Source organism: Arcticibacterium sp. (genome assembly GCF_055134445.1).
Genome location: NZ_JBSRVI010000062.1, coordinates 110,782 through 121,332, shown reverse-complemented (window position 1 = coordinate 121,332; position 10,551 = coordinate 110,782). Strand labels below are relative to the sequence as shown.

9 protein-coding genes are annotated in these 10,551 nt (G+C 38.0%); 1 reads left to right on the top strand and 8 read right to left on the bottom strand.

Annotation, left to right across the window (positions count from 1 at the left end; translation table 11 throughout):
- On the bottom strand, nt 1–927 hold a 927-nt coding region (locus ACTBZY_RS08730), incomplete at its 3' end, for a cytochrome-c peroxidase (protein WP_463045946.1).
- A gap of 397 nt (nt 928–1,324) precedes the next feature.
- Between ACTBZY_RS08730 and ACTBZY_RS08725 the strand changes: the two genes are divergently transcribed.
- Nucleotides 1,325–1,753 carry a DUF1761 domain-containing protein gene (locus ACTBZY_RS08725; RefSeq protein ID WP_463045945.1) on the top strand — a complete coding sequence of 143 codons (429 nt, stop codon included), beginning with the start codon at nt 1,325–1,327 and terminating at the stop codon, nt 1,751–1,753.
- A 50-nt stretch (nt 1,754–1,803) separates the two neighbouring features.
- Here the strand turns inward: ACTBZY_RS08725 and ACTBZY_RS08720 are convergent, their stop codons facing one another.
- The 7 genes from ACTBZY_RS08720 to ACTBZY_RS08690 form a co-directional block, all read right to left on the bottom strand.
- Nucleotides 1,804–3,003 (bottom strand): DUF3570 domain-containing protein, encoded by a 1,200-nt coding sequence (locus ACTBZY_RS08720; RefSeq protein WP_463045944.1) that lies wholly within the window; start codon nt 3,001–3,003, stop codon nt 1,804–1,806.
- Between the two features lie 63 nt (nt 3,004–3,066).
- The gene (locus ACTBZY_RS08715) at nt 3,067–3,282 is read right to left on the bottom strand and encodes a DUF4266 domain-containing protein (RefSeq protein WP_463045943.1); all 216 of its coding nucleotides are present in this window, start codon (nt 3,280–3,282) and stop codon (nt 3,067–3,069) included.
- Nucleotides 3,283–3,309: 27 nt separating this feature from the next.
- Nucleotides 3,310–4,242: an FAD:protein FMN transferase gene (locus tag ACTBZY_RS08710; RefSeq protein WP_463045942.1), complete on the bottom strand. Its 933-nt coding sequence runs from the start codon at nt 4,240–4,242 to the stop codon at nt 3,310–3,312.
- Nucleotides 4,235–4,669, bottom strand: coding sequence for a thioredoxin family protein (locus ACTBZY_RS08705; RefSeq protein WP_463045941.1), 435 nt, complete (start codon nt 4,667–4,669; stop codon nt 4,235–4,237). Before ACTBZY_RS08705 ends, ACTBZY_RS08710 begins: the two co-directional genes overlap by 8 nt.
- A 23-nt stretch (nt 4,670–4,692) precedes the next feature.
- Nucleotides 4,693–5,118 carry a Rieske 2Fe-2S domain-containing protein gene (locus ACTBZY_RS08700; RefSeq protein ID WP_463045940.1) on the bottom strand — a complete coding sequence of 142 codons (426 nt, stop codon included), beginning with the start codon at nt 5,116–5,118 and terminating at the stop codon, nt 4,693–4,695.
- A 263-nt stretch (nt 5,119–5,381) separates the two neighbouring features.
- Complete coding sequence (locus ACTBZY_RS08695) at nt 5,382–8,684, bottom strand: ThuA domain-containing protein (RefSeq protein WP_463045939.1); 3,303 nt, start codon at nt 8,682–8,684, stop codon at nt 5,382–5,384.
- A gap of 115 nt (nt 8,685–8,799) precedes the next feature.
- On the bottom strand, nt 8,800–10,461 hold the full coding sequence (locus tag ACTBZY_RS08690; RefSeq protein WP_463045938.1) for an AMP-binding protein: 1,662 nt from the start codon (nt 10,459–10,461) through the stop codon (nt 8,800–8,802).
- Nucleotides 10,462–10,551: the final 90 nt, after the last annotated feature.

The window sequence follows — 10,551 nt, the reverse complement described above, 5'->3', positions numbered from 1 at the left end:
ACCGTCGGCTATGTCTTCGTAGAATTCTAAAACATCTTTTAAATTACTGAAACTGCCATTATGCATATAAGGAGCGGTGAATCTCAGGTTTCTTAAAGTAGCGGTTCGGAAAGCATAGGTGCTGTCAATGCCACTGTCAAAAACTATAAGTTTCTCGTTTTTTGGTATTCCCAATGTATGAGCTTTAAAGTCTGAAAACATAGGACCATTGTGGCAGTTGCCGCATCCCACCTCTTTAAAGGTTTCAAATCCCTCTTTCTCTGAAAGGGAAATGGCATTTGGGTCGCCACGCATAAATTGGTCAAATCTGGAATTGGTAGCTACCAGGGTTCTTTCAAAAGCCGCGATCGCCTTACCAATGTTTTTTTCTGTAATGGGGTCAGGCTCTTTAAAAGCTTCTTTGAATAGTGCTGTATAAGCTGGAATACGCTTTAGTCGTTTCACTATTTCTACTAAGATTCCATCTTCAGAAAAATGCATGCCTCGCATTTCTTCATAAGTTTTAATGGGGAGTATAGCTTGCTCTTCTAAACTCTTTGACCTTAAATCCCAAAACATAGGAGCCTCTTCTGGCAAGTAATAGTTTTTTGTATTGATACCATTATAGGCCGTGTTAAGTATGGTATGAGCATTCCTTTTTACGAAAGGTATAGTATTTGGCTGCTTAAAAGTACGTTTACTGCCAAAACCCTTGCCGTTTACGCCTATAGATAGATCTCTAAATTCCGCATAACCATTTTGAGGATGGTGGCATGTGGCACAAGCCACGTCTTTATCTCCAGATAAAATAGGGTCATAAAAAAGGAGTTTTCCCAATGCTATCTTTTCAGGAGTGCTATAGTTGTTTTTAGGGTCAATGACTTCCTGTGGCAGGGCATCAAAAATATTAAGACTATTCCGTATTTCCTTTTGGCGGAGCTTTTCCACTTTAATGGATTTTTCTTCCGCCTTACGATTAGAGCACTGAGAGAACAGCAGTAGGCTGAGAAGGAATAAGATGACATTTTTTAGAATCACTGTTCTGTACTACCTAGGGCTTTTGAAATCCATGGCAATATAACGTTTACCAAATTTCTTTTAAAATATATTCCATGCTTTGATGGTAGGATGTGTAGCCTTGAACTAAACAATAGTCCTATCTGAAGTCGTTTAAACTAGCTTGTAGAATGCTAGGTTTTACTTGCAGAATACCAATGACTTTTATGAAAGGTTCTTTTATAAACCGTGGAATATTATCTACATTTAACAAGCATATGGAGCGGAAACCATTAAAAACGGGAGTATTCGAAAATCCAAAAGAGTAGAAACCCTAACCTCATATTTTATGGAAATTCAAATCAATTGGCTAGCGATTTTGCTCGCTGTAGTTGCAAATTTTTTTCTTGGTTTCTTATGGTATACACCTCTTTTTGGTAAAGCTTGGGCCAAAGAAATGGGTATGGATATGTCTCAAAAACCAGACCCCAAAGTCATGTTTAAAGGTATGGCTTTTATGGTGATAGGAAACTTCCTTTTGGCCTATGTTCTTTCAAACAATATAGCCGCTTGGGGTTATGTACCAGGTATGGCAGAAATGGGCAAGTTTCCAAGTCTACTAAACACCGCCATTTTTACATGTTTGGGCTTTTATGTGCCTTATCATTTAGGAGCTATAGTTTGGGAAAACCGTTCTTGGAAGTTGTTTTTCATTAATGTAGGTTACTCCTTAGTGTCTTTATTCCTGGTAGCAAGTATTATTATTTATATGAATTGAGGAAATGTAATTTAACTTAAGAGAATTTGAGGGCATTAGAGCCCTCAAATTTATTTAATCTTGAGCATCATTGATGCAATTCCTGCCGATAAGCCGGTACTACGTTTATAGTAGGCAGCTCTGAACTCTATGGCATTCAAATGCTTTATTCCCAATACGCCCCCAGGAGTAGATTTTCTAAAACCTAAACCCATATAGTGGCTATCAAAACCTGAAATGTCATAATCGCTGCTGTGATAAATACTGTTGGCATCGGCTACTCCATATGGACTGAAATAATCTATAGCAGTCTGTCTATTAAATCTATAGAATGGGCTAATAGATGTGAATGGCGTTATTTTAATAGGTATTTCTAGACTGGCTGTATGGCCTTTCATGCCCCAGTCGTCCGTATAGTATCTGTAAAATCCTCTAAGGATAATATTATCACCAATAAAATAGCTACCTCTTACTCCTATAGGTAATTTAAGTCGCTGCCTTGGTAGTTTTTCCGTGGAGAGTGAGCCATCTGAGAAATATACACGATGGAAAGGTGTGCTCAATAGGCCATCTTGGAAAGAGGGGTCTATCATTAAGAGAACTTGTAAGTTTTTATTGATCACTTGAGATAAGGTGATACCCAGATTATAAGAGTTTCTTGGCGATTGGCCATTGTCGTCTCTATTGTTGGTTCTTAATTCATAGGGTAATATGATCGTCCATTGGTCAAAAAAAGCTCCCGCTTTAATGCTTATTTCAGTGTTTTTATCTTTAGAAAGTTTAGAGATTCCAGCATTAAATCCAATGGAAGTATAGTCGTATTCATAGGAACCAGATACCCCAATACTTTTAGTGATTCCTGAGTTTGGATTATTTTGAGAATAGGTTAACGAAGGGTAAATGTGAAGGTCTGATCTTGAAGCCCCAGAATTAGTGACAGGGTCAATGTTATCAGATGAAGCCGAAGTATAGGCATCTACATTTAAGACACCATTCAAAGAATGTATTCTATCCTTTTTGTCTTTTAATGAAAGCGTAACGTCCAGTGAGTTTCCTACGTTTAAAAGTGCTTCTGTACCGATTCCGCCAGTAACTGCAGCGTGGTTACCATTCTGTTGGTAATAACTGGTTACAAAATTTATTTCTTCTAATTTTAGATTTTTGGCGATGTAGTTCTTATTAGAATTTTCTTTGAATTTCTTCAAAGTCTGTCCTTGAGCTCCTAAATAGAGGCTAAAATATAAGCCGATTGCGATGAGTAGTTTTTTCATTTTTTGAAAAGGTTTTTAAAGGATCTGATAACTTTAGTAAGTCCATGCTTTATTATTGAGTTACTAGTTACAACCGCATCCTCCACCGCTTTTTCCGCCATTAGCACCCGCGGGTCCTTCTCTATAGAGATAAAAACTCTGCTCAAATTTTTCTGACTTTCTACTTGATAATATCATTTCGGCATCATTGATTTTTCCTTTTTGATATTCTTTTACAGATACACATGATGTTCCCAGCAATGCCAATGTCACAATGCCTATTAATGGTTTGATTTTCATTTTAATGGTGTTAAAGGTGATTAGAGCTTATGCTATTTTGAGTTTTTTAGAAGTGAAAACGTTGTTTTCACTATCAATAATGATACATTCTAATTGGTTAATTTGATTTATTAAATTAAGCCCAGTTTCCACGCCCATAACCATTATTGGTGTCGCCATGGCATCTGCCAGTTCGGCGTTGGGTCCAATGACAGAAACACTCTTAATTCCGGTTACAGGAAGTCCAATTTTTGGGTCTATGGTATGCGAATACCGTTTGCCATCAATAATGGCATATTTTTCATAATCGCCAGAAGTGGAAATAGCCAAGTCAGTAATATTTAAAGTACCAATAGTGTCCTCTCTATTGTCAGGATTACTAAGTCCAATATTCCATGAGTTTCCGTCAGCTTGCTTTCCCCATGTTACTAAATCTCCAGAGGCATTCACATATCCCGACTTTATAGCCGATGATTTGAGCAGTTTTTTTGCCATATCTGCGGCATATCCTTTGCCGATTCCTCCAAAACCTATTCGCATGCCCTCTTCTTTTAGGAAAACAGTTTTTTCAAAATGATTTAATTCAATATTTCGAAAATTGATTTTTCTAACCATGCTTAAGGCTGTGCTTTCACTTGGAAGTTTTTTCATGGTCGTGTCAAAATTCCAAAGTGATTTATCCAAACCTCCATAAGTAATGTCAAAGGCTCCTTGCGTTAGCTCAGAAATTTTTATGGAACGAGCAATTAAGTCAAAGACTTCAGAGGCGACTTTAACTGGTGTTAAACCAGCGTTTTTATTGATTAAGTTTGTCTGAGAATTTTCTTTGAAAGTTGTAAACAGGTTTTCAATTCTTTTGACTTCGGCAACTGCTCCTTGAAGTAACTTTTGAGCCGTTTTCGGGTCTTCCTCAACCACACAAAACTCGAAGCGATTTCCCATCAGCTTTTCAACTAAGACATGATGGTTGGTCTTATTCATGGCTACTGGCTATAATTTCGGCTAAGAATTCCTCATTTTTACCATTAAATCCGTTCCAGGATTTTATAACATTACCGTTAGCATCTATCAAAACAGTAAAAGGGAAATTGCCATCGGGATTATATTTATCAGCAAGGGCTTCATTTGTTTTAAGATCTTCATCTGGTAATTTATTCTTTTTAAGCCTTGGGAAATCTGCCCTTAAAAGAATCAGCCTTTCGGATGCAAAAGCGTTGAATTCTGGAGAGCTGAAAACTTGCTTTTTTAACATGATGCAAGGAGCACACCAGTCGGAACCAGAGAAATTTAAAAGAATTAGTTTGTTTTCAGTTTGAGCTTTTTCTTTGGCAAGTTCTAAATTGTTATCCCAGTCAGAACTTGGGAATATAAGACTCATGAATAGGAAAAGTGACAGAAGGGTTTTCATTTTATAGAATATTTAAGAGGTTTTTAGGAAATACTAAGAACATGACCAGACTGGCTTACGGTATATACCGCTAGGCCCTTTGATGCATCTTTATTTATGCCTTGTCCTGAAGGAGTGAATCTAGCCCCATGATCTGTACAATACCATTCATCATTAAGAAAAATTATTTTTCTTTTGTTCTCATGAGAACATATTTGAGTAGCGGCAATATAGGTTCCATTATTATTAGCTATCACAATGCCGTTGCTCACAAGGTAGCCGCCATTCGTAAGTAATGCATTATTGGTGTTGTCTGATAAATCTATAGACAATGCAGATTCACCAAGAGAGGTTTGTTCGGGGGAGACTTCTGCAGGTAAACAAGAAATACCAGTACAGTATATTGCAAAAAGTGCCGAACCCTTGAATCCTAATTCCTTTAAGAATTCATTTCTTTTGATTTTGTCCATGATAGCGTTTTGGTTAGATAGTGTAAAAAGACATTTGTATTAAATACGAAAGGGTATAATCAAATGCAGTCTATGTAGGTCAAAATCTAATCGATAGCTTTGGGTGTTTCTGGACAAATGATGGTAAAAGGTATGATGAAAACGTGTTTTGTGGGGAGTATATTCTATTTGAATAAAAAATTGGTGTATTTATACTGGTTATAAATAGAAATGCCCGTCCAAAGTTATTTGGACGGGCATTTGGATGAATAAACGCTTGGAAATTACTTACTGAAATCCAATGATTTTACGCCAAAAAGCGGTTTACCTTCGGCAGCTGAATTTTTAAAAACGAGATAAAGATCATTTAGACCTTTGGTAGCTGAAAGTTTTACTTTGATCGGTGTATTACTTACCTCCGGAACAGTAGTAGTTCCAATCAATTTTCCATCTATACCTCCAATTCTGAATTCCGCAGTTCCACCGACGGTCTGTCCTTTTTGGCCGAAAGCCCCCAAGTTTACGGCAGTAATGCCCGTCAAATCGAGGTTTTCATATTTTACCCATGAACCTGCCATAGCGACCACTAATTTACCCACTTGAGGTACATCAAATTCAATGACGTTGTTTTTATCATCATAGGCTGTTGCAGGCAAGTTTGGACTTCTTAAAGCTAAAGATGAAGAGCCACTCTGTGGGCCTACCACTTTACCACCTTTGTCAAGATAAGTTGCCTGAATCACGTAAGCACCGTCTTTCTTACCTTCATGAGCTTTAGCAATATATGAACCCGTAGAAGATAGAGACGCTTTTTTGTCGTTTATAGAAAGAATGTATCTCACCATAGATTCTGCATCTGCTTTGGATAAATCTGGGTGCGGAGCCATAGCAGTTTCTCCCCATACACCACCACCGCCAGAAATTATTTTAGCGGTAAGCTTACCTACATTGGTATTATTTAAAGGGTATTTTGTAGCTATACTTTTATAGTTCGGCCCAATAGACTTTTGGTCTACCGTATGACAAGCGAAACAATCGGCATCTGCTATCAACCTTCTTCCACTAGCATTGGCTACACTTCTCTGATGCCCCTGAGCCACAGCATTTTTATCATATCCTTCTAGATAGTCTATACTCACCACCACGTCTTCGCTTTTAATGCCTTTTCCTATAGTGCCATCTTCAGCGTCCTTTACATTGACCTTGTAGTTTATTTTATCGTCTCCAAAATAGAAACTCTGATTTCCGGTCACGTTTATAGCGATATCAGGTATCTCGTTTCCTACTTTTACAATTAAGGTTTTCTTACCCGTTTTTCCCGCCGTATCAGAGACAGAGAGTGTTACAAGATATTCACCAGGCTTTTTGAAAGTAACAGAAGGGTTTTTAGCCGTGCTGTTTTCTGCACCACCATTAAAGTCCCATGCATATGTTAAGTCGTCACCATCGTAATCAATAGTGCCTTCAGAACTGAAATTGGCCTTTAAGGGAGCCTTACCCACGGGCTTGTCTACAGATGCAACAGCAAGAGGAGGTCTGTTATGGGCATTAAAGTCTATTCTTGTTAGCGAAGCCTCTTCGTTTTGAGCAGACCATTTAGGACCATATTCTAGCAGATACATCACACCGTCTTTGCTAAATGTCATATCCATCGGGTGATAAAATTTGGTATTTGGCATAAAGGGCTCCATGCTTTGATAATTACCATTTTTGTCTAAAGTGACCACCATTATCCAATCTCTAATCCACTCATAAAGGAAGAGCTTGTTATCAAAATAAGTAGGGAAAGTATTTTCTCCTACCGCAGCGTCTTCCGAATGAAAAACAGGTCCAGCCATTGGATTACATCCTCCTTTACCAAAAAGTGGATAATCTTCAGAAGCACCATATCCATAATACATGAATGGCTCTCTGGCTGGAGGTAAGTTTTTAAGACCAGTATTATGAGGAGAGTCGTTTATCGGTTTTAAAACATCATAAGGTTCTCCAGAAACTTTAGTCTCGAAATTATATTTATTGTAAGGTCTGTTGTTTCCAACGATGATAGGCCAGCCAAAAAAGCCAGGCTCCGTAGTTTGATTGAACTCCACTAAACCTTCTGAACCTCTGCCTTCTATTGTTTTGCCAGCATCAGGCCCAACATCTCCCCAGTATAAACGGTCGGTTTTTTTGTCTACAGATATTCTGTATGGGTTTCTACAGCCCATCACAAATATTTCTGGTCGGGCATTTGGGATACCTTCTGGATATAGGTTTCCTTGTGGAATAGTGTATGAACCCTCTTTCGTGGGCTTTATTCTTAAGATTTTACCTCTAAGGTCATTGGTGTTGCCAGAAGTGCTGAGAGCGTCCCAGCCTTCTCTTCCATCTCTAAAATCAATAGGACCAAAGCCGTCAGAAGCAAATGGATTAGTGTCGTCACCGGTAGAAAGATAAAGGTTGCCTTTTGAGTCCCAATCAATAGAGCCTCCAGTATGGCAGCATTCGTTACCTTTTATTTTTATCTTTAGCATGACCTTTTCAGAGCTTAGGTCCAGTTCGTCTTTCTTTTGGTCATAAGTAAATCTAGAAAGAAATTGCTCATTATGAGCGTCTGTGTTCGGAGTGTAATAGATATAAACCCAGTTGTTTCTATTAAAATTAGGATCTAAACCCACACCCATTAAACCGTACTCATAAGTACTAAATACATCTAAACTATTAGCCGTTTTAAATTCCTCTTTCTCCGGAAGCCAAACTTTTACGTCACCTCTTCGCTCTACCAGTAAGATTTTACCATTAGGCATGGCGGCTAATTCTGTAGGCTCATTAAGATTACTAGCTAATATTATTTTAACAAATCTATTTTCTTCAGGAGCTCTTTCTCTATATGCTTTAGCGTAATCTAGTTTTTCTGCCAATACAGATTTAAGACCTTCAATCATATGCTTTTGCATGGGCTCCTCTGTTTCAAATGTAGAATGCACATGGCCGAAATTGGTATAAAAGGCCTTTCCTCCATCATATTCATGATACCAAGCCATCGGGTGAAAATCACCCATTTTTCCTTGCTTGTAAGAATCTTCGTCTACGGTCACTAAAACGTTTAAAATATCTTTTTGAAAAGAACGGAAGTCGTAAAATTCGTCTTTTCTAGAAAACTTACTTGGAAGATGTTTTGTAGCTGGGTGAGTGTTATCAGTAACAGTCATTTCACCATTCTGTACATTGGAAACCTCACCACCCGGATGAGACATAAACCAGCCGCCTACAAGTTTATTATACCAAGGCCACTCGTATTCTGTATCTGCGGCAGCATGAATTCCCATAAAACCACCACCAGCCTGAATATATCTTTCAAAATCAGCTTGCTGTCTGTCGTCTAAAATATTTCCAGTGGTATTTAAGAAAACCACAGCATTGAAGTTTTTTAGATTTCCCTCGTTAATATCTACTGCATTTTCTGAAAAGGTAAAGTCAAGTTTTTCGGCGGTACTGATTTTTTTGAAAAAAGCTTGAGCAGGTTCAATAGAACTGTGCCTATATCCAGCGGTTTTTGAAAAAACAAGCACTTTGGGATTTTGTGCAAAACTGAGCGAAATCGTCATGAAGAAACATAACGATGACAAAAATATTTTTCTCATTTTAAGATCATAGGTAATGGTTGTCGAAATAATAACACAAAAATAAGGAATGAGACGGGATATGTGTGTTTACGACACTTTATTCCCATACCACGGTCTCTTTTTGATCGTACCATTCTTGAAATCGGGATTCGAATTTTTTCTCTATACTTATTCTTTTGATTTTAAAGGTCGGTGTAAGACAGTTGTTTGCTTCATCCCAAGGCTCTTTCAAAACAACTATCCGTTTAATCTTTTCGTATGATTTTAGTTTGGGATTTAGCTCTTCCAAGTTTTGAGCCAGTGCCTCGTTAACAGACTTTTTGTTAGCCTTTAAACCCATTTCTGATAAAATAACTAAAGCGATAGGTTGAGGCAGGAGTTCACCTACCACACACACCTGCTCGATGAGTTCATTATCTGCAAAGCCAAATTCTATTTGAGCAGGAGCCACATATTCCCCTTTGGAGGTTTTGTACATTTCTTTGACTCTCCCTGTTATTTTTAGAAAGTTGTCTTGATCCAATTCTCCTACATCTCCTGTATGAATCCAGCCTTCTGGGTCTATAGTTTTGGCGGTAATTTCAGGTTCTTTATAGTATGCGTTCATAATCCAAGCAGAACGCGTTAATATTTCTCCGTTTTCTGGGTCTATTTTTACTTCCATACCCGGAAATACTTTACCTACGGTTCCGTCTTTCATATGGTCAAGAGGCATCATACTTACGGCACCTAAATTCTCTGTCATACCATATACCTCTTGAATATGAATGTCCACTCTTCGAAACCATTTTATAAGGGATATGGGCATTGGTGCGGCCCCCGTTAATACAAATATGGCTTCCGATAAGCCCAAACCTTTCTTGATTTTCCTTTTGACCAAATCCTTAATGACCGGAATGTTGAGCAACAAATTGAGTCTCTTTTGAGGCATTTTAGCCAATATGCCCAACTGAAATTTGGTCCAAATTCTAGGCACCGCCAAAAAATGTGTAGGAGATGCATTTCTTAAATTTTCCGCAAAAGTGTCGAGATTCTCTGCAAAATATACTGTACCTCCAGAGTAGAGCCCTCCAGCCTCTACCACATTTCTTTCGGCAATATGAGAAAGAGGTAAATAAGAAAAGAAGCGGATGTTTTTATAGTTCAAATGGGTCAAATGACGTGTGTTATAAATGCCTTCGGCCATCGCTTTATATTTCAACATGACGCCTTTTGGATTGCCCGTTGTGCCTGAAGTATAAATAATGGTAAAAATGGAAGCTAAATCAGGATAGAAATTAACTTCTAGTCTGTCATTTTCTTTCAGAATTTGATTCCACTGTAGATGTTCTTTATCTGGATTGTATCCGGGGAAAGAGACACAAGTAAGCTCATCGGGAATACCAAGTTTCATTTCTGGCCAGCGATCCAGTTTTCCGACAAATAGAAGTTTACATTCGCTATGGATTAAAACTTGGTTTATCTGGTCTCCAAGAAGCGTTGGGTAAAACGGAACAGAAATGTTATCTGACATCATAATGGCCAAATCGGCCAAAATCCATTCTGCACAGTTTTTAGAAACTAAACCTATATTACTTTTAGGGGGTAGCTTTTGAGCTTTTAAGAAGTTGGCCATCCTTCTCACTTGATCGGCAGCCTGAGCCCATGTGATATCTCTGTAGGTGTCGCCAGTGGGTTGCCTAAGGTAAATTTCATTGGGTTTTTCTTTTTCCCAGTGGTATAAATAATCTAGAAAGGTCTTTTTATTTGAGATTTCCATAGCGGTAAATAGGTATTGATAGACTAAATATAAGGAATATTTGAAGAAGGCAGTTTGCCTATTTTTCTAGCATTTTTGAAAATTGGAAGC

Excerpts from the sequence above, each read along its gene's own strand:
- ACTBZY_RS08725 (WP_463045945.1), top strand. The coding sequence starts at position 1,325 with ATGGAAATTCAAATCAATTGGCTAGCGATTTTGCTCGCTGTAGTTGCA.
- ACTBZY_RS08720 (WP_463045944.1), bottom strand. The coding sequence starts at position 3,003 with ATGAAAAAACTACTCATCGCAATCGGCTTATATTTTAGCCTCTATTTA.
- ACTBZY_RS08715 (WP_463045943.1), bottom strand. The coding sequence starts at position 3,282 with ATGAAAATCAAACCATTAATAGGCATTGTGACATTGGCATTGCTGGGA.
- ACTBZY_RS08710 (WP_463045942.1), bottom strand. The coding sequence starts at position 4,242 with ATGAATAAGACCAACCATCATGTCTTAGTTGAAAAGCTGATGGGAAAT.
- ACTBZY_RS08705 (WP_463045941.1), bottom strand. The coding sequence starts at position 4,669 with ATGAAAACCCTTCTGTCACTTTTCCTATTCATGAGTCTTATATTCCCA.
- ACTBZY_RS08700 (WP_463045940.1), bottom strand. The coding sequence starts at position 5,118 with ATGGACAAAATCAAAAGAAATGAATTCTTAAAGGAATTAGGATTCAAG.
- ACTBZY_RS08695 (WP_463045939.1), bottom strand. The coding sequence starts at position 8,684 with ATGACGATTTCGCTCAGTTTTGCACAAAATCCCAAAGTGCTTGTTTTT.
- ACTBZY_RS08690 (WP_463045938.1), bottom strand. The coding sequence starts at position 10,461 with ATGGAAATCTCAAATAAAAAGACCTTTCTAGATTATTTATACCACTGG.